The 20,626-nt window shown below is 50.5% G+C and carries 22 protein-coding genes, 1 pseudogene and 1 other annotated feature; of the genes and pseudogenes, 21 read left to right on the top strand and 2 right to left on the bottom strand.

The features are described 5' to 3' along the window. Positions 1-62 precede the first annotated feature (62 nt). From puuD to ACPUC8_RS18795, 6 genes are all read left to right on the top strand, one after another. Positions 63-827, top strand: coding sequence for a gamma-glutamyl-gamma-aminobutyrate hydrolase (gene puuD / locus ACPUC8_RS18820; RefSeq protein WP_494927003.1), 765 nt, complete (start codon positions 63-65; stop codon positions 825-827). After that, positions 824-1,381, top strand: coding sequence for an HTH-type transcriptional regulator PuuR (gene puuR / locus ACPUC8_RS18815; protein ID WP_494927002.1), 558 nt, complete (start codon positions 824-826; stop codon positions 1,379-1,381). The genes puuD and puuR overlap by 4 nt, the downstream gene beginning before the upstream one ends. Before the next feature lie 24 nt (positions 1,382-1,405). Next, a complete protein-coding gene (locus ACPUC8_RS18810) occupies positions 1,406-2,683 on the top strand; it encodes an NAD(P)/FAD-dependent oxidoreductase (RefSeq protein ID WP_058973512.1) in 1,278 nt (425 codons plus the stop codon). Between the two features lie 215 nt (positions 2,684-2,898). Beyond that, a complete protein-coding gene (locus tag ACPUC8_RS18805; protein WP_058973513.1) occupies positions 2,899-3,255 on the top strand; it encodes a GtrA family protein in 357 nt (118 codons plus the stop codon). After that, positions 3,255-4,214: a glycosyltransferase family 2 protein gene (locus tag ACPUC8_RS18800; protein ID WP_494927001.1), complete on the top strand. Its 960-nt coding sequence runs from the start codon at positions 3,255-3,257 to the stop codon at positions 4,212-4,214. Before ACPUC8_RS18805 ends, ACPUC8_RS18800 begins: the two co-directional genes overlap by 1 nt. 202 nt (positions 4,215-4,416) lie before the next feature. Continuing rightward, a complete protein-coding gene (locus ACPUC8_RS18795; protein ID WP_039327864.1) occupies positions 4,417-5,874 on the top strand; it encodes a glucosyltransferase domain-containing protein in 1,458 nt (485 codons plus the stop codon). A gap of 682 nt (positions 5,875-6,556) precedes the next feature. Here ACPUC8_RS18795 and ACPUC8_RS18790 read toward each other — a convergent pair. Both ACPUC8_RS18790 and ACPUC8_RS18785 read right to left on the bottom strand, forming a co-directional pair. Continuing rightward, positions 6,557-7,606, bottom strand: coding sequence for an acyltransferase family protein (locus ACPUC8_RS18790; protein ID WP_494927000.1), 1,050 nt, complete (start codon positions 7,604-7,606; stop codon positions 6,557-6,559). 234 nt (positions 7,607-7,840) lie between these two features. Continuing rightward, positions 7,841-8,668 carry an SDR family oxidoreductase gene (locus tag ACPUC8_RS18785; protein ID WP_494926999.1) on the bottom strand — a complete coding sequence of 276 codons (828 nt, stop codon included), beginning with the start codon at positions 8,666-8,668 and terminating at the stop codon, positions 7,841-7,843. 180 nt (positions 8,669-8,848) lie between these two features. On the opposite strand from ACPUC8_RS18785, the gene hisL reads away from it, so the two are divergent. From hisL to ACPUC8_RS18710, 15 genes and pseudogenes are all read left to right on the top strand, one after another. Then, positions 8,849-8,896, top strand: coding sequence for a his operon leader peptide (gene hisL / locus ACPUC8_RS18780; protein WP_100396937.1), 48 nt, complete (start codon positions 8,849-8,851; stop codon positions 8,894-8,896). Further along, positions 8,872-8,993: a sequence feature (His leader region), on the top strand. Its footprint overlaps the gene before it by 25 nt. 54 nt (positions 8,994-9,047) lie before the next feature. Continuing rightward, the gene (hisG, locus tag ACPUC8_RS18775) at positions 9,048-9,947 is read left to right on the top strand and encodes an ATP phosphoribosyltransferase (RefSeq protein WP_034824735.1); all 900 of its coding nucleotides are present in this window, start codon (positions 9,048-9,050) and stop codon (positions 9,945-9,947) included. A gap of 4 nt (positions 9,948-9,951) precedes the next feature. Next, positions 9,952-11,259, top strand: coding sequence for a histidinol dehydrogenase (gene hisD, locus ACPUC8_RS18770; protein WP_058973516.1), 1,308 nt, complete (start codon positions 9,952-9,954; stop codon positions 11,257-11,259). Next, positions 11,256-12,326: a histidinol-phosphate transaminase gene (gene hisC, locus ACPUC8_RS18765; protein WP_039327854.1), complete on the top strand. Its 1,071-nt coding sequence runs from the start codon at positions 11,256-11,258 to the stop codon at positions 12,324-12,326. Before hisD ends, hisC begins: the two co-directional genes overlap by 4 nt. After that, positions 12,323-13,390 (top strand): bifunctional histidinol-phosphatase/imidazoleglycerol-phosphate dehydratase HisB, encoded by a 1,068-nt coding sequence (gene hisB, locus ACPUC8_RS18760; protein WP_494926998.1) that lies wholly within the window; start codon positions 12,323-12,325, stop codon positions 13,388-13,390. Before hisC ends, hisB begins: the two co-directional genes overlap by 4 nt. Beyond that, entirely contained in the window at positions 13,390-13,980 is a 591-nt protein-coding gene (gene hisH, locus ACPUC8_RS18755) for an imidazole glycerol phosphate synthase subunit HisH (RefSeq protein WP_058973518.1), read from the top strand. Before hisB ends, hisH begins: the two co-directional genes overlap by 1 nt. Then, on the top strand, positions 13,980-14,717 hold the full coding sequence (hisA, locus tag ACPUC8_RS18750) for a 1-(5-phosphoribosyl)-5-[(5-phosphoribosylamino)methylideneamino]imidazole-4-carboxamide isomerase (RefSeq protein ID WP_039327847.1): 738 nt from the start codon (positions 13,980-13,982) through the stop codon (positions 14,715-14,717). Before hisH ends, hisA begins: the two co-directional genes overlap by 1 nt. Beyond that, a complete protein-coding gene (gene hisF / locus ACPUC8_RS18745) occupies positions 14,699-15,475 on the top strand; it encodes an imidazole glycerol phosphate synthase subunit HisF (RefSeq protein WP_494926997.1) in 777 nt (258 codons plus the stop codon). Before hisA ends, hisF begins: the two co-directional genes overlap by 19 nt. Then, positions 15,469-16,080, top strand: a complete 612-nt coding sequence (hisIE, locus tag ACPUC8_RS18740) for a bifunctional phosphoribosyl-AMP cyclohydrolase/phosphoribosyl-ATP diphosphatase HisIE (protein ID WP_039327843.1) — start codon at positions 15,469-15,471, stop codon at positions 16,078-16,080. The genes hisF and hisIE overlap by 7 nt, the downstream gene beginning before the upstream one ends. A 118-nt stretch (positions 16,081-16,198) precedes the next feature. Then, entirely contained in the window at positions 16,199-17,515 is a 1,317-nt protein-coding gene (locus tag ACPUC8_RS18735; RefSeq protein WP_494926996.1) for a type II toxin-antitoxin system HipA family toxin, read from the top strand. Beyond that, complete coding sequence (locus tag ACPUC8_RS18730) at positions 17,512-17,847, top strand: helix-turn-helix domain-containing protein (RefSeq protein ID WP_039327840.1); 336 nt, start codon at positions 17,512-17,514, stop codon at positions 17,845-17,847. Before ACPUC8_RS18735 ends, ACPUC8_RS18730 begins: the two co-directional genes overlap by 4 nt. Next, a complete protein-coding gene (locus ACPUC8_RS18725; RefSeq protein WP_494926995.1) occupies positions 17,834-18,310 on the top strand; it encodes a YbaK/prolyl-tRNA synthetase associated domain-containing protein in 477 nt (158 codons plus the stop codon). The genes ACPUC8_RS18730 and ACPUC8_RS18725 overlap by 14 nt, the downstream gene beginning before the upstream one ends. Before the next feature lie 66 nt (positions 18,311-18,376). After that, on the top strand, positions 18,377-19,183 hold the full coding sequence (locus ACPUC8_RS18720; protein WP_494926994.1) for an ABC transporter substrate-binding protein: 807 nt from the start codon (positions 18,377-18,379) through the stop codon (positions 19,181-19,183). After that, a pseudogene (locus tag ACPUC8_RS18715) lies at positions 19,110-19,301 on the top strand (transporter substrate-binding domain-containing protein); the annotation flags it as partial. The gene ACPUC8_RS18720 and the pseudogene ACPUC8_RS18715, both read left to right, overlap by 74 nt. A 175-nt stretch (positions 19,302-19,476) precedes the next feature. Continuing rightward, the gene (locus ACPUC8_RS18710) at positions 19,477-20,592 is read left to right on the top strand and encodes a succinylglutamate desuccinylase/aspartoacylase family protein (RefSeq protein WP_494926993.1); all 1,116 of its coding nucleotides are present in this window, start codon (positions 19,477-19,479) and stop codon (positions 20,590-20,592) included. Positions 20,593-20,626 lie beyond the last annotated feature (34 nt).

Below are 20,626 nucleotides of genomic sequence, written 5' to 3'. Positions count from 1 at the left end.
CACACTTTTTAGACCAGACCCGCAAAAACGGTGAAAATATTGAACAGCAACGCGGAGACGTTATGGGCATTATTTTTGACAAACCCTTGATTGGCGTAGTGATGTGTCAGAACCACATTGGCAACCATCTCGGGCAGACGGTTCACAATAAATATCTTGATGCCATCGTCCTTGCCGGTGGTGTGCCCTTGCCTTTACCGCATCAACTGATGCAGGCCCCTCATCTATTAGAAAACAGTATGACGCTGCTGGATGGCATTTTGCTGACCGGCAGTCCGAGCAATATTGAACCCTGGCATTATGGTGAAGAAGGCAAAGAGGAGCATGCCGATCCGGCGCGCGATCGCCTCGCCTTCGGTTTGATTACCCATGCCATCGGCAAGAAGATGCCGATCTTTGGCATTTGCCGCGGCCTGCAAGAGCTGGTGGTGGCAAATGGTGGCTCCCTGTATCGCCAACTGCATATGACGCATCTTTTCCAGGAACATCGGGAAGATGATGCGCTGCCCCTCGATCAGCAATACGCACCGGTGCATGAAGTGCAACCAGAAGCGGACGGGCTGCTGAACCAGGTGTTGGGGAGTGCTGACGCGATTGCCGTGAACTCTTTACACGGTCAAGGGATTCGCGAAACAGGCCCGCAGTTACGCATTGAAGCACGTGCGCCTGATGGACTGATTGAGGCGGTGAGTTTACGTCAGCACCCGTTTGCCCTGGCGGTGCAGTGGCATCCGGAGTGGCATTCCGATCAAGATCCGGTCTCGCAACGTCTGTTCGCGGCCTTTATCCACGCTGCTGTCTGTTACCACAAGGAAAAACAGCCATGAATGATGCCACTCTGACGCCCGGACGACGTTTGTCGCAAATCCGGCAGGAGTTGGGATTGTCTCAGCGTCGCGTCGCTGAGTTGTCAGGATTAACGCACAGTGCCATCAGCACCATTGAGCAGGATAAAGTCAGCCCGGCGTTAAGCACCTTGCAGAAATTGCTCAAGGTATATGGCCTGTCGCTGTCGGAGTTTTTCTCTGAACCGAAAGTGAACAGCACGCCGCGAGTGATTGTGCGCCCGGAAGAGTGCGTGGAAATCGGCAGTCTGGGCGTGTCCTTGCGCCTGGTGGAAAACGGTGCAGAAAAACGCGCGCTGGCGATGCTGCTGGAGCGTTATGAACCCGGCGCCAGTACCGGTGAGAAATTGCGCCATCCTGGTGAAGAGACCGGTACCGTGCTGGAGGGCGAAATCACCTTGGTGGTGAATGGCCAAAGCTATCATCTCTATTGTGGTGAGAGCTACGTAATCGATACCGGGTTGCCACACAGTTTTACCAATACGTCAGAACAACCGTGTCGCATTATCAGTGCGCATACGCCGGCGAATTTTTAACGTCCCGCGTTAAAGGAGGGTCTCATGCAACATGTAGGAAGTTATTACGCGGCCACGGCTAACGCGCATGAAGTTTGGCCAGAACTGCAGGAATCGGTGCAGTGTGACGTGTGTATTATTGGCGGAGGATTTACCGGCCTCTCCTCTGCATTGTTTTTAACCGAAGCCGGTTATGACGTGGTGGTACTCGAAGCTGCAAAAGTCGGGTTTGGGGCCAGCGGGCGTAACGGCGGCCAGGTGGTGAACTCCTACAGCCGCGATGTCGATGTGATTGAGCAGCGATACGGCAAGGACGTGGCGGCCATGCTCGGCAGCATGATGTTTGAAGGCGCAGAGATTATTCGCGATCGTATCGATCGTTACGCCATCGCCTGTGACTATCGCCCCGGTGGTATTTTTGCCGCGCTCAATCAACGTCAGATGGGCCACTTACGCAGTCAAAAAGCCAACTGGGCGCGTTATGGCAATCACGATTTAGAGTTGTTAGATGAGCGCGGTATTCGCCGCGAAGTAGCAACCGATCGCTACGTCGGTGGATTGCTGGACAAGCGAGGCGGACATTTGCATCCGCTTAATCTGGCACTGGGTGAAGCCGAAGCGATACGCCGCCACGGTGGTCGCATTTACGAACAATCTGCGGCACTGGATGTGAAATACGGCGAACCGCATCGGGTGAAAACCGCTAAAGGCGAAGTGACGGCGACCTTTGTGATATTTGCCGGTAATGCCTATCTGCCCTCGCAATTGGAACCGCGCCTGAGCCGCAAAAGCATGCCGTGCGGCTCGCAGATCGTCACAACCGAACCCCTGAGCCGTGACCAGGCGTTGGGTTTGCTGCCGAATAACCACTGCGTAGAAGACTGCAATTATCTGCTGGACTACTTCCGCCTGACCGCCGACAACCGCCTGCTGTACGGTGGCGGCGTGGTGTATGGCGCACGCGAGCCGGATGATATTGAAGCGCTGATTCGGCCCAAGCTGCTAAAAACCTTCCCACAGCTGAAGGATGTGAAGATTAGCCATCGCTGGAGCGGTAACTTCCTGCTCACGCTGTCACGCATGCCGCAGTTTGGGCAGGTCGAGAAAAATGCGTTCTTTATGCAGGGGGACAGCGGACATGGCGTAACCTGCACTCACCTGTCAGGGAAGTTGATCGCTGAGGTGCTGCGCGGGCATGCGGAAAGATTTGATGCGTTCGCGAAACTGCCGCACCTGCCGTTTCCAGGAGGGAGGCGGTTTAAGGTGCCGCTCACGGCGATGGGCGCGGTGTGGTATGCGTTAAGGGATAGGTTGGGAGTTTAAACGCAACGCATTGTAGCGGCGCAATTTATTGCGCGGGTTTAAAAAAACGCGCGATAAATCGCGCCGCTACCATCTATAAAATGTGGGTTAATTTTAAGATCATTATGCAACACGCACTCGCAGCAGTTTACGTATCACTGTCACTCCTTTACCAAAACTTGCTATAACCCTACGGTAATGCGAGGATCAGGCACTTTCATTTAAAGGGTGCAGAAATGCTTAGGTTGTTTGCGAGGTATACTTCTGTCGGAGTGGTTAATACAGCCATCCATTGGGCAGTTTTTGGTGCGCTCTTAGCCAGTGGTGCCAAGCAATCTACGGCTAACCTTGCTGCCTTCTGTGTTGCTGTCACATTCTCCTTCTTCGCCAATGCGAAATGGACCTTTAACGCCGAAGCCACCACCGCGCGATATTTCCTCTATATATTCTTTATGGGAGCCATGGCGGTGTCAGTCGGTTGGACAGCAGACCGCCTTCATATTAACCCCATCGTGACACTGATTTTCTTCTCCGCACTGAGTCTGGTTTGCGGCTTCGTCTATTCGAAGTTTTTTGTGTTTAGGAAAAGTTAATGAAATTCTCTTTGATCGTTCCAGTGTTGAATGAAGAGGAGGCCATTCCCCTCTTTTATAATGCTGTGCGCGAATTTGAAGCCTTTAAAGAACACAGCCTTGAGTTGGTGTTTATTAATGATGGTAGCACCGACAGCACTGAGGTAGTGTTAACGCAATTAGAAGCCAATGACAACCTGGTGAAGCACATTTCATTTACCCGTAACTTTGGTAAAGAACCGGCACTTTTTGCCGGACTAGAAGCCGCAACGGGCGACGCCATTATCCCTATTGATGTGGACTTGCAGGATCCCATTGAAGTCATTCCTGAGATGATTGAGAAATGGCAGCAAGGTGCAGACATCGTGCTCGCTAAACGCGTTGACCGTAGTACAGACTCTCACCTAAAGCGAAAAACAGCCGAATGGTTTTATAAATTACACAACAAAATCAGCTCACCTAAGATTGAAGAGAACGTGGGTGATTTTCGCTTGATGTCACGCGAGGTGGTTGAAAATATCAAACTGCTTCAAGAGCGTAATTTATTTATGAAAGGCGTACTGAGTTGGGTCGGCGGTAAAACAGCCGTTGTTGAATATGCCCGCGCTGATCGCGTAGCGGGTACGACGAAGTTCAATGGTTGGAAACTGTGGAATTTGGCACTGGAAGGGATCACTTCGTTTTCGACCTTCCCGCTGAGAATATGGACGTATATTGGGTTGTTTGTTGCTGCCCTGTCTTTTATCTATGGTGCATGGATGTTGATAGATACCATATTTTGGGGTAACCCAGTGAAGGGTTATCCTTCGATTATGGTTTCAATGCTGTTTTTAGGTGGCGTTCAACTTATCGGCATTGGTGTGCTTGGTGAGTATATTGGTAGGATTTATATTGAGAGCAAAGGGCGACCTAGATATATAAAATCAAAAAAAATGACACCGCAGGTTTGTGAAGATAACATGAAAAAAAAAACAAACTAACATGCTTATCAACTTACAATACTGATGACAATAAGAAATGAGATTGCTTGATAGATCAATTCGAGGATTAATATAGTGAAGCTTAATTACATCCTGAAAGCCAGGCCGTTGCTGCTAAAACAGTACGAGTTACATCATGGAAATTGCATGCCCCACAAAAAAACAATGATTATTCTTACAGAAGCATTAAGAAGGACCCCACATGAGTCTTTGTAAATCGATTGATTTTAACCATGAAAAACTTAATACATTTAAATATGCTTTTTTCGCAGCATTTATTTCTTACTGCGTCATGTATGGGTTCGAACTAACTCATTTCACCTTATCAATTGATGAAGACTTTTTTGATAATTACCATCATACAATTGAGCTTGGAAGATGGGGCCACGCCATCATTAGGAAATATATTCTTCCTGAACCATTCGCACCATTTTTTACTATGGCCTTATCCATAGTAATAACAAGTATTGCAACAGCATTAGCTGGAACCTATCTCTTCGAGCAAAAGCACAAATCAATTTGCTTCTCTATAATTTGTGCATCAATTCCTCTTTTGGCATATCAATTTCAATTCCAGAATCAAGCTGACACATTGTCTATTTCGATACTTCTGGCAACATTAATGGCTATGGTTTTTGATGGGGAACTGAAATGGATAATCAAATCTCTTGCATTTATTGTCATGGGCATCATGTCAATGTCAATATATCAGAGCATCATTTTAATGCCAGTGGCTTTAATACTAAGTAGAGAACTCATTAATTCAATGAATGGTAATTCATCATTGAAAAATGGATTAAAGAAGATACTTTTCCTTTTGTCTCTCATTATTTCTGTTTATGCATTCTATTCAATTGCAACACATTTAGTTCAAAGGATAACCCATATCCCTCCTACATCGTACCTGACCGATATGGCATCATGGGGTAAGGATTCATCCAGTAATGTTTTGAAGGGGATTTTTACCCACTTAAAGTGGAGGTTGGCTAACAAATCTCATTTCGGATTAGGGATCTATTGGATAACAATTTGCTCAATAATTGCAGTGATCGCGCATGCTATATCAAGAAAAAATATTTATCCGGTACTTGTTGTAATTTGCGTTTATCTTTTCCCATTTTCTCTGGATATAATTACTGGATCATGGCTGCCTGCTAGAACGCTTACGCAGATGCCCATTTGCTTTGCAGCACTTGTAGTTATTACATTTTTTGATGTAGAAAGAACATTTCTTTACGCTGTATCATTAACCCTTCTTTGTATAGGCTCAGCAAATTCAAACAGGATGTTTTACGCAGATTACGTAACAAATCAACAAGACACCCAGTTAAGCCAGATGATGCTGAGCGACCTTTTCAGGCAGTATCCAACATTCTCAGCTAGAAGAGATAAAATTTACTTTTATGGCAATGATCCTCTGAATAATAAATGGAAGCCAAATAACTCCGAAAACTTCGGGATGTCATTCTTCCAGTATGGTGACAGCAGAATAGTTCAATATATAAACATGACTAGCTTCTTGAGTTTACAGCGTGTTGATGATCGTATTATAAAAGAGAATCATGCGAAAATAGAAAACATGCCTTGCTGGCCACAAAATGGCTCTATTATGAGGGATAATAATAATTACATAATAAAATATTGTTCGACTTCATTCTAGAATAAAATTTGGAGGGCATACTTTATGCACGCCCTCCAAATTAACAAGTTAATTCCAGTTAAAATACTAAAGATTACTTTTATATAATCCATTGATTAATATACGACCCCATGTAAACATAACGTGAAGTAAAGTTGTGAATTTTGACTTTCAATAACATTCAAAAAATTTAAATTGTAAGTTTAAAAAATTACCTTATAAGCTTTTATTAATGTGCTGTCCAATGAAATTTCAGTACTCCATAATCACTAAAGCGGCATTTTTACTAGGCCTAAATAACGGTAATCAAATCCCTGCTAATTGCAGATCTTCGCACCATCAACCACTTTACCTGTATCGCTCCTACTCTGCCGCAAATGTCGGGGGCCTTAATCCCACCAGCTTTGAAACAAACGGATAAAAGTCGTCATGCGCAGTGTGTGTCCATAAGCGCAAGGTTAGGTAACCGGACGATCACCGTAAAACTACATTCACAACATCAACAAGATGCAACAGATAGACAGGTGCGAGCCATTATCCAGCCCTATTTTGCCCGCCAGGAACGTCCTGAATTGCGGTTTGGTCTGACTAACCCACCGAGGTGTCTAATATATTCATCTACGTTGGTGCCGATCAGAGCGTGCAGAGGCTGAATTGATGCTACTCTGCCCTATCACTTGGTTTGTACGGGATGGTGGGGGGGTTATTTGGTGCTCATTGCACTACTATTGAAATTTCTTTTTCTAATAATTTCATATGGACTTTCCACCATATAATACATAAAAATCCCAAAGACTAAAATAAATGCGACCAGAGGAATACCATATGAACTTTTGGATGGAAAGCCAAATGCTACATAAATGTAATTATAAAGATATATAGAAAATGACATTCTTCCAATCCATGAAAAAAATCTTACGAAAAATGAATTTCGAAGGTTTTGCGTGATACTTTGACTCATAACAGAAACCATTAGCAAACCAAACACTGATGAAACCAAAAGCTCATAAAACTTATTAACCTTGATATAAATTGGATCTATACATATCATTGATACATACAGAGCAATCAAGAAATATAACTGTGCCCTGCCACTTAAGTAACCCTTGAGAGCATCTTTTTTCAGATAAAGAACCCACCCTAAAATAAAAACATAGAGATAAGATGCAATACCCCACGTCAAAATAACATTATCAGATGCGATTAGATGGATGGACAATGACAATCCGAAAAGAAATATGACAAGCAACACCCTCTTGATATCACTATTGAAGATTACCATTAGCACTGGCAGCATTAAATAAAACTGCATTTCTACAGCTAGTGACCAAAACACACCCGAGATAGAATACATTGTTTTAATGTTAAAATTGTGAATATATAAAACATGCGTAAAAATATCTATCAAACCTGCGCTTTTGGGTAATAAGTGAAATATATTGACTGCTACTATCCAAAAAATTACCGCAAAATAATATGGGACTGAGATTCTAAAGAATCTTTTTGCGAGGTATTTCCTATATAAGGTTAAGGTTACCCCTCTGGACTGCATGGAGTTTGTTGCCATCCCCATACAATATCCAGATATAACAAAAAATATACCAACCCCCATCCATCCGTTTAAAATGGTATTGTAAACATTCAATCCTAATACAGTAAAATTAGGGTTTATGTGTCGATATACGTGATAGAAAGAAACCAGAATAACGGCCATTGCCCTAAAACAGTCAATCGTACAATTGCGATTATCCATAAATTCGCCATATCTTTGGGTAAGTATCATGTCGTTATGTTAACGCTTCCCTAAAGAATAGGCACCAATATCTTTACTAAATTATGGGTAATTTTTTTCGCTTAAGATTGCGGGTTTTCAGGGCTATAATCGCCAACATTCGAATTAAGTTACTACATGAATAATTTAATGTTCGACTCATACGTTCGGTTTCTATTAATGCGCTGCCCTATAACAGCGCAATTAACCCACAAATCACTCTAACGGCATCTTCATCGGGTCATCATAGCTGTACTCAAACCCTAGCTCGTTGCAAATCTTCGAGCCATCCACCACTTTGCCAGCTGTTCGCTCAGCCTCAGCCGCAAACGTCGGTGGCACCAAGCCAAGCTGTTTGGAAACAAACGGATAAAAGTCATCACGTGCGGGGTGTTTCGAGGCACAGAGGTTATACACCCGGCCGCCCTTCGGTGTTTGTAGCAACAGCACAATCGCATCCACCACATCATCCAGGTGCACCAGATTGACGGCGTGACCACCATTATCCAACCCGGTTTTACCTGCCAGGAAACGCCCTGGATGGCGATTCGGTCCGACTAACCCGGCGAGGCGCACAACATCGACGCTGGTGCCAGACAGATCGTGCAGCCAGTTTTCTAGCTCTACCAGCGTCTTACCGGCCACGCTTTCGGGTTGCAGCGCGCTACTCTCTTTCATCACGCCGGAACCGGTGCCGTACACGGATGACGAGCTGGTAAAAATAATACGGGGGACTTTATGTGCTAACGCGGTATCGACCACGTTCTGCACCGCTTGCATGTAATCTTCGCCACCCTGTACGGTGCGGCTGGCAGGTAAGGTCACCACCAGCGCATCCACCGCCATCAGCGTAGCTAACTCATCTGCTTCACACTCGATCTCGGGTGTCAGCACCAGTTGAAACGCATCAATCCCGCAGCGACGCGCGGCATCGACACCATCCGGAGAGGTTTTGCTGCCGGTGACCTGCCAGCCGCGTGCCGTTAACGCCATTGCCAGCGGCATACCGAGCCATCCCAGACCTACAATCGCGACTTTTTTCATACCGACTCCTGCTTTACAGCGCTAAGACACTTCATCTTAGTCCCAGCGCGTATGGCAAACCAGCGCAAACTGTTGCGGAAGGTTCCGAGAACTGACGTTAAAAAAGGGTTGCCAAAAGCGGCTATCTTCGTTAGGTTAATCAGCACGCAAATGAATACTCATTCAGCAACGGAATTTACTATGACACGCGTTCAGTTCAACCACCATCATCACCATCATCCTGACTAGTCTTTCAGGCGATGTGTGCTGGGAGACGATTAGGATCTTCCAGTGGTGCGAACGCAAAGAGAGCCCCCGGAAGATCATCTTCCGGGGGTTTTTTTATGGGCGGACGCAACCCAACTGAGTTCAGACAGGATTGAATAAGAGGACAGGAAACATGTTAGATAACACCCGTATTCGCATAGCTATGCAGAAATCTGGCCGTTTAAGTGATGAATCACGCGAATTGCTGGCCCGCTGCGGTATCAAAATCAACCTTCAGCAGCAGCGTCTGATTGCGTTTGCGGAGAACATGCCTATTGATATCCTGCGCGTGCGTGATGACGATATCCCAGGCCTGGTAATGGACGGTGTGGTTGATCTCGGTATCGTCGGTGAAAACGTATTAGAAGAAGAGCTGCTGGACCGCCGCGCACAAGGTGAAGACCCGCGTTACTTCACCCTGCGTCGCCTCGATTTCGGCGGTTGCCGCCTCTCCCTGGCGATGCCAGTGGATGCCGAATACACCGGTCCACAGTGCCTGCAGAACTCACGTATCGCCACCTCTTATCCACACCTGCTGAAGAAATACCTTGATAAACAAGGCGTTTCTTTCAAATCCTGCCTGCTAAACGGCTCGGTTGAAGTGGCGCCACGCGCTGGCCTGGCGGATGCGATTTGCGACCTGGTGTCTACCGGTGCCACGCTGGAGGCCAACGGCCTGCGTGAAGTTGAAGTGATCTACCGTTCTAAAGCGGTGCTGATTCAACGTGACGGCGAGCTGCCAGCGGCGAAACAAGAACTGATCGACAAAATGATGACGCGTATTCAGGGCGTGATTAAAGCGCGTGAATCTAAGTACATCATGCTGCACGCGCCAAGCGAGCGACTGGAAGAAGTGATCGCCCTGCTGCCAGGTGCTGAGCGCCCTACCGTGTTGCCGCTGGCAGGTGAAGTGAGCCGCGTCGCAATGCACATGGTCAGCAGCGAAACCCTGTTCTGGGAAACCATGGAAAAACTGAAAGCGCTGGGTGCCAGCTCGATCCTCGTACTGCCAATCGAAAAAATGTTGGAGTAACAGCATGAGCACAATCATGACCCCGATTGACTGGCAACAGTGTGATGAACAGCAGCAGCAGGCGCTGCTGATGCGTCCGGCGATTTCTGCGTCGGCGAGCATCAGTGAAATCGTGCGCGATGTGCTGGCGAAAGTGAAAGAACAAGGCGATGACGCGCTGCGCGAGTTCAGCGCGCGCTTCGACAAAGCGCAGGTGGAAAACCTGCGCGTCACACCTGAAGAGATGCAGGCGGCAAGCGATCGCCTGAGCGATACGCTGAAGCAGGCGATGGCGGTTGCGGTTGCTAACATCGAAACCTTCCACAATGCACAGATTTTGCCCGCAGTGGATATTGAGACGCAGCCAGGCGTACGCTGCCAGCAAATCACCCGCCCGGTGAAATCCGTTGGCTTGTATATTCCTGGCGGCTCCGCCCCGCTGTTCTCAACCGTGTTAATGCTGGCCACGCCAGCACGTATTGCCGGTTGTGGTCGTGTGGTGCTCTGTTCACCGCCGCCGATTGCCGATGAGATTCTGTACGCGGCGCAATTGTGCGGCGTGAAAGAAGTGTTTCAGGTAGGCGGTGCGCAAGCGATTGCCTCTCTGGCCTTCGGCACCGAAACCGTGCCCAAAGTGGACAAGATCTTTGGTCCAGGCAACGCCTACGTCACGGAAGCCAAACGCCAGGTCAGCCAACGTCTGGATGGCGCGGCAATTGATATGCCAGCCGGACCTTCTGAAGTGCTGGTAATCGCAGATGAAGGTGCAACCCCGGCGTTTGTCGCCTCTGACCTGTTGTCCCAGGCGGAACACGGCCCTGATTCGCAGGTGATCTTACTGACACCGTCGCTGAAGCTGGCTGAAGGCGTCGCGCTGGCGGTTGAAGCGCAGCTGGCACAGTTGCCACGCGCCGCAACCGCACGCCAGGCGCTGGAAAGCAGCCGTCTGATTGTGCTGCGCGATCTGGCACAGTGCGTGGAAATTTCTAATCTGTATGGTCCAGAGCACCTGATCATTCAAACGCGTCAACCGCGCGATCTGGTGGATGCGATCACCAGCGCCGGTTCCGTGTTCCTCGGCGACTGGTCACCGGAATCCGCGGGCGATTACGCTTCTGGCACCAACCACGTCTTGCCAACTTACGGTTATACATCCACCTGCTCCAGCCTGGGGTTAGCGGATTTCCAGAAACGTATGACGGTGCAAGAGTTGACGCCGCAAGGCTTCCTCAACCTGGCCGCCACCATTGAAACCTTAGCTGCCGCTGAGCAGTTAGAAGCCCACAAAAACGCCGTTACCCTGCGGGTTGCCGCGCTGAAGGAGCAAGCATGAGCATTGAAGATTTAGCCCGCGCTAACGTGCGTGCATTGACGCCTTATCTCTCTGCGCGTCGTTTAGGGGGTAACGGGGATGTGTGGCTGAACGCCAATGAATTCCCGCTGCCGGTGCCGTTTGAGCTGTCTCAGCAAACGTTGAACCGTTATCCAGAGTGTCAGCCTAAAATTGTGATTGAGCGCTACGCTGCCTATGCCGGTTTGTCGCCAGAGCAAGTGCTGACCTGCCGTGGAGCCGATGAAGGCATTGAACTGCTGATGCGCGCTTTCTGCGAGCCGGGAAAAGATGCGATCCTGTTCTGCCCGCCGACGTACGGCATGTACAGCGTCAGCGCCGAAACCATCGGCATTGAGTATCGCACCGTCGCCGCGCTGGATAACTGGCAACTGAATCTGCCTGCCATTGCCGAGCAACTGGACGGCGTTAAAGTGGTCTACATGTGTAGCCCGAACAATCCGACCGGCAACCTGATCAATCCTGACGACATCCGCAAGTTACTCGACATGACCGCCGGTAAAGCACTGCTGGTCGCCGATGAAGCCTATATCGAGTTCTGCCCGGAAGCGACACTGGCGGGATGGTTAACAGAGTATCCACACCTGGTGATTCTGCGCACACTGTCGAAAGCCTTTGCGCTGGCGGGCCTGCGTTGTGGCTTCACCCTGGCGAACAAACCGGTGATCGATCTGCTGATGAAGGTCATCGCGCCTTACCCGCTGGCCACCCCGGTTGCCGATGTAGCGGGACAGGCGCTGAGCGAGCAAGGCATCGCGCTGATGCGTCAGCACGTGGCGGAGCTTAACGCTAACCGCGCCTGGCTGTTTGAGCAGTTAGCACAGCTGAGCATGGTGCAGCAGGTGTTCCCGAGCGAAACCAACTACATTCTGGCGCGCTTCACCGATTCGCCAAAAGTGTTTAAAACGCTGTGGGATCAAGGCATTATTCTGCGCGACCAAAACAAAAACCCCGGCCTTGCGGGATGCCTGCGCATCTCCATCGGCACCCGTAAAGAGTGCGAGCGCCTGATCGCCGCGCTGCAAGCCTTATCAGTGGAGCAAGCATGAGTCAGAAGACCCTTTTTATCGACCGCGATGGCACCATCATCTCCGAACCGCCAACCGATTATCAGGTGGATCGCATGGAGAAGCTGGCGTTTGAAAAGAACGCCATTCCTGCGCTGCTGGCACTGCAAAATGCGGGCTATCAGTTGGTGATGATCACTAACCAGGACGGTCTGGGCACCGACAGCTTCCCGCAGGCGGATTTCGATGGCCCGCACAACCTGATGATGCAGATTCTGACCTCACAGGGCGTCAACTTCAGCGATATCCTGATCTGCCCGCACATGCCTGAAGACAACTGCGATTGCCGCAAGCCGAAAACCAAAATGGTGGAAGCCTGGCTGGCACAAGGTGCACTGGATACCGCCAACAGCTATGTGATCGGCGACCGTCTTACCGATATTCAGCTGGCAGAGAATATGGGCATTCAGGGCCTGCGTTATGGCGCAGAAGGCATTGACTGGGATGCGATTAAAACGCAACTGACCAAGCGTGACCGCTATGCGCTGGTGCAACGCAATACCAAAGAAACGCAGATTAGAGTCGAAGTGTGGCTGGACCGTGAAGGCGGCAGCAAGATCAACACCGGCGTTGGCTTCTTTGATCACATGCTGGATCAGATTGCGGTACACGGCGGCTTCCGCATGAATATCGATGTTAAAGGCGACCTGTATATCGACGATCACCACACCGTGGAAGACACAGGTCTGGCGCTGGGTGAAGCCCTGCTGAAAGCGCTGGGCGACAAACGCGGTATTGGTCGTTTCGGCTTCGTACTGCCGATGGACGAGTGCCTGGCGCGTTGTGCGCTGGATATATCTGGCCGTCCACACATCGAATTCAAAGCCGAGTTCAGCTATCAGCGCGTTGGCGATCTCAGCACCGAGATGGTTGAGCACTTCTTCAGCTCCCTTTCCTACGCCATGATGAGTACGCTGCACCTGAAAACCAAAGGTAAGAACGACCACCATCGTGTGGAAAGCCTGTTCAAAGCCTTTGGTCGCACGCTGCGTCAGGCGATTCGCGTCGATGGCAACACCCTGCCGAGTTCGAAAGGAGTGCTGTGATGAACGTGGTGATTCTCGATACCGGCTGCGCCAACCTCTCTTCGGTTAAGTGGGCGATTGAGCGCCTCGGCTATACGCCCGTGGTGAGCCGCGATCCGGATGTGGTGCTGCGTGCCGATAAGCTGCTGCTGCCAGGCGTGGGCACCGCGCAGGCCGCCATGGACCAGTTGAAAGAACGTGACTTAATCGACCTGATTAAAGCCTGTACGCAACCGGTGCTAGGGATTTGCCTCGGTATGCAGTTGCTGGGACGCGGTAGCGATGAGAATGGCGGCGTGACCACGCTGGGCCTGGTGGATGAGCCGGTCTCGTTGATGGATACGCAAGATCTACCGCTGCCGCACATGGGCTGGAACCAGATCACCTCACAAGCGGGCAATCACCTGTTCCGTGATATTCCAGACGGCAGCTATTTCTATTTTGTGCACAGCTACGCCATGCCAGTGAATGCCGCCACCATCGCACAGTGCGATTACGGCCACCCGTTCACCGCTGCGTTGCAGAAAGATAACTTCTACGGTGTGCAGTTCCACCCGGAGCGTTCTGGCAAAGCAGGCGCGCAGTTGCTGAAAAACTTCCTGGAGATGTGATGATTATCCCCGCATTAGATTTAATCGACGGCAAAGTGGTGCGTCTGCATCAGGGCGACTACGGCCAACAGCGCGACTACGGCAGCGATCCATTGCCACGTCTACAGGATTACGAACGCCAGGGCGCGGAAGTGCTGCATCTGGTGGATTTAACCGGCGCGAAAGATCCGGCTAAGCGCCAGATCCCTCTGCTCACTACTCTGCTGCGCGGCGTCAACGTGCCAGTGCAGGTCGGCGGCGGTATCCGCAATCGTGACGACGTTGCCGCCCTGCTGGCAGCCGGCGCCACGCGTGTGGTGGTTGGCTCCACCGCCGTGAAGCAGCCAGAGGAAGTGAAAAGCTGGTTTAACGAGTTTGGTGCCGATGCCATCGTGCTGGCACTGGATGTGCGTATCGACGCCAGTAATCGCAAAGAAGTGGCGATCAGCGGCTGGCAGGAAGCGGCCGGTGTGACGCTGGAAGAAGTGATTGGCTGGTATCAACCTGTCGGCCTGAAGCACGTACTGTGCACCGATATCTCACGTGATGGCACCCTGAGCGGCTCCAACGTCGAACTGTATAAAGAGGTGTCTGCCGCGTTCCCCGATATCGCTTTCCAGTCTTCTGGCGGCATCGGCTCGCTGGATGATATCGCTGCCTTGCGCGGCAGCGGCGCACAGGGCGTGATTGTCGGTCGTGCGTTGTTAGAAGATAAATTCACAGTGGCGGAGGCGATTGCATGCTGGCAAAACGGATAATTCCTTGTCTCGATGTGCGTGACGGGCAAGTGGTGAAAGGCGTTCAATTCCGTAACCACGAAATCATCGGCGATATCGTGCCGCTGGCGCAGCGTTATGCGCAGGAAGGCGCTGACGAGCTGGTGTTCTATGATATCACCGCCTCTTCAGATGGCCGTGTCGTCGATAAAAGCTGGGTGTCACGCGTTGCGGAAGTGATCGATATTCCTTTCTGCGTGGCCGGTGGCATTAAAACCCCGGAAGACGCAGCGCGCATTCTGCAGTTCGGTGCGGACAAGATCTCCATCAACTCCCCCGCACTGGCAGACCCGACGCTGATTACCAGTCTGGCCGATCGCTTTGGCGTGCAGTGTATCGTGGTAGGCATTGATACCTGGTTCGATGAAGCAACCGGCAAGTATCACGTTAACCAGTACACCGGTGACGAATCACGTACCCGTGTCACCACCTGGGAAACCCTCGACTGGGTGCAGGAAGTGCAGAAGTTGGGCGCGGGCGAAATCGTACTGAATATGATGAACCAGGATGGCGTGCGCAACGGCTATGACCTGGTGCAACTGAAGAAAGTGCGTGACGTGTGTAAAGTGCCACTGATCGCCTCTGGCGGCGCGGGCACCATGCCGCACTTCCTTGAAGCCTTCGAGCAGGCGAACGTGGATGGCGCTCTGGCTGCTTCCGTGTTTCACAAACAAATAATCAATATCGGCGAGTTGAAAAACTTCCTGATCGACAACGGTGTGGAGATTCGCGCGTGTTAACTGCAGAACAACTGGCCAAACTGGATTGGGCCAAAACCGCGGGCATGATGCCTGTTATCGTCCAGCACAACGTCTCTGGCGAAGTGCTGATGCACGGTTATATGAATGAGGAAGCGCTGCAAAAGACGCTGGCGGAAGGCAACGTTACCTTCTTCTCACGTACCAAAAACCGTCTGTGGACCAAAGGTGAAACCTCAGGCCACTTCCTGCAAGTGGCGAGCATCACACCTGATTGCGATAACGACACGCTGCTAGTGCTGGCGAACCCGATTGGGCCAACCTGCCACTTAGGCACCTCAAGCTGCTTCTCACCCGCCGCACCTGATTGGGCATTCCTGTATCAGTTGGAGCAACTGCTGGCTTCACGTAAAAGTGCCGACCCGGAAAGCTCTTACACCGCAAAACTGTACGCCAGCGGCACCAAGCGCATCGCGCAGAAAGTGGGTGAAGAAGGCGTTGAAACGGCGTTGGCCGCCACGGTGAACGATCGCCACGAGCTGACCAATGAAGCCTCTGATTTGCTGTATCACCTGATGGTGCTGTTGCAGGATCAAGACCTGGATCTGAGCACTATCATCAACAACCTGCGTGCACGCCATAAGTAACAGATTGTGCACTATGCTGCTCAGAATTGGCTTTTTATGGCGATTTTGAGCAGCATACTTCTCAAAAAAGATAAAGCTAGCTAAAATTGAGCAACATACTGCTCAATGGAGGTTCAGCATGCTTACCCTACAGCTATACCTTGATGGACAATGGCACGACGCTGCCGAGCTTGATGTTAAAGAGCCGTCTAAGGGGCGTGAAAGCGCCACATTGCTTGCCTATGACTTCAATTATGCAGCCGAGCAACTCGACCGAAACGATATCGCAAGCTGCAGCCTGAACTACCCCGTCATGCTAATTGGCAGCCATTTTGCGCAGCCCTGGTTTAGCTTCCTTGATGATATTGTTCCTGCGGGTGCAAGCAGACGTTACTGGATTCAACATCTTGGATTACAGGGAAAATCGTCGGCTGAGCAAGATTACGCACTGTTAAAAGCCGGAACTATTGCGCCTGTTGGAAATTTGCGTATCAAAGATTCCCTTCCCCAATTGCCAGAAAATAGCCAACTCAAAACTCGACGTTTTCCTGCCGAATGGGCGATTGAGAGAGACAGTGATTTTCTTGAATATGCACAACAAATGGGCGCTGCCAGCGGCGGCGCAACAGGTGCTGGTGGGGAAGCGCCAAAACTACTTTTAAGGCGAAATACGAAAAGCGAAGTATGGATTGATACTTGGCAAGACGATCAACAAAACCAGGATACCCCGTATCTGGTCAAGTATCCGCGTGGTACACGCAGCCCAATCGACTGTGACATTCTGCGTGCGGAATATCATTTCTATCATGAGTTACAGGCCATGGGCATCGACACGATTGATACCCAGGCAATGCTGTTGTGCGAAGGTGAAAGATACCCTTCTCTTTGGCTACCACGATTCGATATCGCGTTTGTTGAAAATAGAAAAGTGATGTACGGGCTGGAATCCATCTATTCGCTGATGAAAAAAGCGCCGGGGAGTTATCTCAATCATTTTGAGGTCATTCGATGCCTGGTTGATCGATTAGCGCTGACTGGAGAACATCGAGAAAAGTTGGTCAGTGAATGGGTTAAACGCGACATGCTCAATATTGCATTTGGTAATTCAGATAATCATGGGCGTAACAGTGCCATTCTCAAGAAATCGGCAGGAATGTGGCTTGCACCGGTTTATGACTTTGCCCCGATGAAAGCCGATCCTGAGGGCGTGGTGCGCACCACTCAGTGGGGCTCACCTTATGAAGAGGGTGGCCACTACAATTGGCAATTGATTGCACATCAACTGGACGATCTCATTCCTGAAGCAACACTATTGAAAAGCTTAGGTGAGTTAGCCAATAAACTTACTGGATTGAAAGGACGACTTGCCGATCGCGGCGTACCGCAATCTATTCTGGAAATGCCCGGTATTGGCTTTAATTATCTGGATGAACGCATTGCTGGGTGGCAGTTATGAAAAAAACGATGACGCCTTTTGAACGAGAAGCCATGTTATTGGACCTTCTACAGCAGTTCATTGAGGAGAAGTTAACCCATGGTCAACTCTTAATGCAGCTTCGTAAAAAGGTGCTGGGATTTTCACAGGATCGCTATGCCAGCTTAGCGGGGATCAGCCGCCGCACTTTATCCGATGTCGAACAGGACAAAGAGAGCATAACGTTGACGACATTGAATCGCGCTTTTAAGCCGCTAGGATTGAAGCTGGGTTTGTTGCCTCGCCAGACACATATGATGCAGGTACTACTCACCAATCTTATTCAACACGGAGAGTCTCATGACCACTCATGAAAAACTGCTCGCCCTGCTCGATCAGCACAACGCCCGTTATCGAATCATGAAGCATGAAGCAACCGGCAAGTGTGAGGCGGTGGCCGCTATCCGTGGCACGGAAGTGGGGCAAGGGGCCAAAGCGCTGGTGTGCCATGTGAAAGGCAACGGCATTAAACAGCACGTACTGGCGATCTTACCCGCCGATCAACAAGCAGACCTGAGCAAAGTCGCTGAAGCGGTGGGTGGCCGTCGCGCTTCCTTGGCTTCTCCCGCAGAAGTGGATGCCTTAACCGGCTGTGTATTTGGAGCCATTCCGCCCTTCAGTTTCCATCCTGATTTGCAGTTGGTGGTTGATCCCATGCTGTTCGAACGCTACGACGAAATTGCCTTTAATGCTGGCTTACTGGAGAAATCCGTGGTGCTTAATGTGGCGGATTACCGCAAGCTGCATAATGGTAACGTTCTGAAAATAATCTGCTAATTGCCATGGCTGACGGTGAGCGGTACTCTGCGTGATTCCACATCACGAAAAAAGAAGACCGTTATTATGGCAAGTTCTCGTTTTACCGCCCGCCTGCGTCAGACGCTGGCTCTGGCTGTGCTGGCAGGTTGTGCGTTTGGCGCTCAGGCAAAGATTGATCAGGTTCGTTTCGCCGTTGACCCAACCTATCCTCCATTCGAATCCAAAACCCCACAAGGCAAGCTGGTTGGCTTTGATATCGACCTTGGCAACGCGCTGTGCGAGCAGATGAAAGCCAAATGCGTCTGGGTAGAGAGCCAGTTTGACGGCATGATCCCGGCACTGAAAGCACGCAAGTTCGACGCTATCCTCTCGGATATGGGCATCACCGAAGAGCGCCTGAAGCAGATTGACTTCACCGTGCCGCTTTACGATACGCACACCCAACTGATCGCGCGCAAAGGCTCTGGTCTGCTGCCGACCGCTGAATCCCTGAAAGGTAAAACCGTGGGTGTTGAGCAGGGAACCGTACAGGAACGCTATGCGCTGGCAAAATGGCAGCCACACGGTGTACAAGTGGTTCCTTATGGCGATCAGGCACAGGTTGAGAGTGATCTGATCTCTGGGCGTCTTGATGTAGTGTTCACTGATGCCGCCCAGGCCGCTAATGGTTTCCTGAAGCAGCCACAGGGCAAAGACTTCGAACTGGCAGGTCCGATTGTACAAGACCCGATCATCGGCCCAGGCACCGCCATTGGTTTGCGTAAAGGCGATGAAGAGCTGAAAACTGCCCTTGATAACGCATTCGCTGAAATCAAANAAAGACTTCGAACTGGCAGGTCCGATTGTACAAGACCCGATCATCGGCCCAGGCACCGCCATTGGTTTGCGTAAAGGCGATGAAGAGCTGAAAACTGCCCTTGATAACGCATTCGCTGAAATCAAAAAGAACGGCACTTTCGACAAGATTCAGAAGAAGTACTTCGCGACTGACATCTCCATTCAGCAGTAACGTATGGTATTTGGTAGGGGCGGCCTGCAGCCCCCCCAGCCGCTGGATTCCATTGTTCAGTACACATAATTCACTGCTTTTATTCCGCTCATTTTCACAGCAGCACTATAATTCCAATCAATAAATTTTAGGCACGAATCTTTAGGTGCCGTAGAGACAGGACATCGACAACCTCATGCAACAGCAACATCATCCTCTGTTGAGTGCTTCCCTTGGAACACAGCGCGAAATCGTTAGCTTCCACTTCGGTACCGATTCCCAGCAGCGCGTCTATATTCAGGCCGCCTTACACGGTGATGAGCTGCCCGGTATGGCGGTAGCGTGGTATTTAAAACACAAACTGCTGGCACTGGAATCCGCCGGACAGCTTAAATCAAAGATCACCCTGGTGCCGGTCGCCAATCCTTTAGCGATGGGACAACACTGGCACGGCAGTCACTTGGGACGCTTCCACACTTTATCGGGCCAAGATTTTAATCGCCGCTTCCCGGCATTGGGTGAAACCCTGGCCGCTGAACTCGCGGATTCACTGACGCAAAGTGAGTACGAAAACAAACGTCTGATTCGCGAAGCGATTGACCGTCATTATCGCGACCGTATTGCCAAGACTGAACTGGATTCGCAGCGCTTTACCCTGATGCGCATGGCCAGCCAGGCGGATCTCATGATCGATCTGCACTGCGACTGGGATGCACTGCCACACCTCTACACCACTCCGCATGCCTGGCAGGACATCGAACCGCTGGCACGATGGCTGGGTAGTGAAGTGCAGCTGCTGGCGCAAATCTCCGGTGGGGAGCCATTTGATGAAGCCTGCTGCGAGCCATGGTTAACGCTGGCTGAGCGGTTTGGTGATAAATACCCCATGCCACGCGGATTGTTGCCAGTGACGCTGGAGTTACGCGGCGTGGCAGATGTTGCGCCAGAACAAGCAGAAAAAGATGCCGATGCGATTATCAATGCGCTGATTGAAGGTGGCTATATTGCGGGTGAGTTGGGTGAGTCCCCTGCCCTGATCAACCCAGCCACGCCTTTGGCAGGCTGTGAGTATATTCATGCGCCTCACTCTGGGCTGCTGTTAAACCGTCGTAATTTGGGTGAGTGGATTAAGCCTGGTGAAGTGGTGGCTGAGATTGTTGACCCAATTACCGACCAGGTGACGCCGCTGTTTGCTGAGTTTGGTGGCGTGCTGTATGCAAGGAATTTGATGAAGTTTGCGACAGCGGGGATGCTGGTGGTGAGGCTGGCTGGGGAGAATGCGGGGCGTGAGGGAGAGTTGTTGGTGGTTTGAAAAAAACTTAAAGTTAAACAGCAGTGCTAGCCGT

Source organism: Pantoea sp. CFCC18177 (assembly GCF_059412425.1).
The sequence above is the reverse complement of the archived record's forward strand: the minus strand, read 5'-3'. Positions and strand labels throughout refer to the sequence as shown.

Bases quoted from the DNA above. Each gene is read 5' to 3' on its own strand.
- puuD (WP_494927003.1), top strand. From the start codon at position 63: ATGGGCATTATTTTTGACAAACCCTTGATTGGCGTAGTGATGTGTCAG.
- puuR (WP_494927002.1), top strand. From the start codon at position 824: ATGAATGATGCCACTCTGACGCCCGGACGACGTTTGTCGCAAATCCGG.
- ACPUC8_RS18810 (WP_058973512.1), top strand. From the start codon at position 1,406: ATGCAACATGTAGGAAGTTATTACGCGGCCACGGCTAACGCGCATGAA.
- ACPUC8_RS18805 (WP_058973513.1), top strand. From the start codon at position 2,899: ATGCTTAGGTTGTTTGCGAGGTATACTTCTGTCGGAGTGGTTAATACA.
- ACPUC8_RS18800 (WP_494927001.1), top strand. From the start codon at position 3,255: ATGAAATTCTCTTTGATCGTTCCAGTGTTGAATGAAGAGGAGGCCATT.
- ACPUC8_RS18795 (WP_039327864.1), top strand. From the start codon at position 4,417: ATGAGTCTTTGTAAATCGATTGATTTTAACCATGAAAAACTTAATACA.
- ACPUC8_RS18790 (WP_494927000.1), bottom strand. From the start codon at position 7,606: ATGGATAATCGCAATTGTACGATTGACTGTTTTAGGGCAATGGCCGTT.
- ACPUC8_RS18785 (WP_494926999.1), bottom strand. From the start codon at position 8,668: ATGAAAAAAGTCGCGATTGTAGGTCTGGGATGGCTCGGTATGCCGCTG.
- hisG (WP_034824735.1), top strand. From the start codon at position 9,048: ATGTTAGATAACACCCGTATTCGCATAGCTATGCAGAAATCTGGCCGT.
- hisD (WP_058973516.1), top strand. From the start codon at position 9,952: ATGAGCACAATCATGACCCCGATTGACTGGCAACAGTGTGATGAACAG.
- hisC (WP_039327854.1), top strand. From the start codon at position 11,256: ATGAGCATTGAAGATTTAGCCCGCGCTAACGTGCGTGCATTGACGCCT.
- hisB (WP_494926998.1), top strand. From the start codon at position 12,323: ATGAGTCAGAAGACCCTTTTTATCGACCGCGATGGCACCATCATCTCC.
- hisH (WP_058973518.1), top strand. From the start codon at position 13,390: ATGAACGTGGTGATTCTCGATACCGGCTGCGCCAACCTCTCTTCGGTT.
- hisA (WP_039327847.1), top strand. From the start codon at position 13,980: ATGATTATCCCCGCATTAGATTTAATCGACGGCAAAGTGGTGCGTCTG.
- hisF (WP_494926997.1), top strand. From the start codon at position 14,699: ATGCTGGCAAAACGGATAATTCCTTGTCTCGATGTGCGTGACGGGCAA.
- ACPUC8_RS18735 (WP_494926996.1), top strand. From the start codon at position 16,199: ATGCTTACCCTACAGCTATACCTTGATGGACAATGGCACGACGCTGCC.
- ACPUC8_RS18730 (WP_039327840.1), top strand. From the start codon at position 17,512: ATGAAAAAAACGATGACGCCTTTTGAACGAGAAGCCATGTTATTGGAC.
- ACPUC8_RS18725 (WP_494926995.1), top strand. From the start codon at position 17,834: ATGACCACTCATGAAAAACTGCTCGCCCTGCTCGATCAGCACAACGCC.
- ACPUC8_RS18710 (WP_494926993.1), top strand. From the start codon at position 19,477: ATGCAACAGCAACATCATCCTCTGTTGAGTGCTTCCCTTGGAACACAG.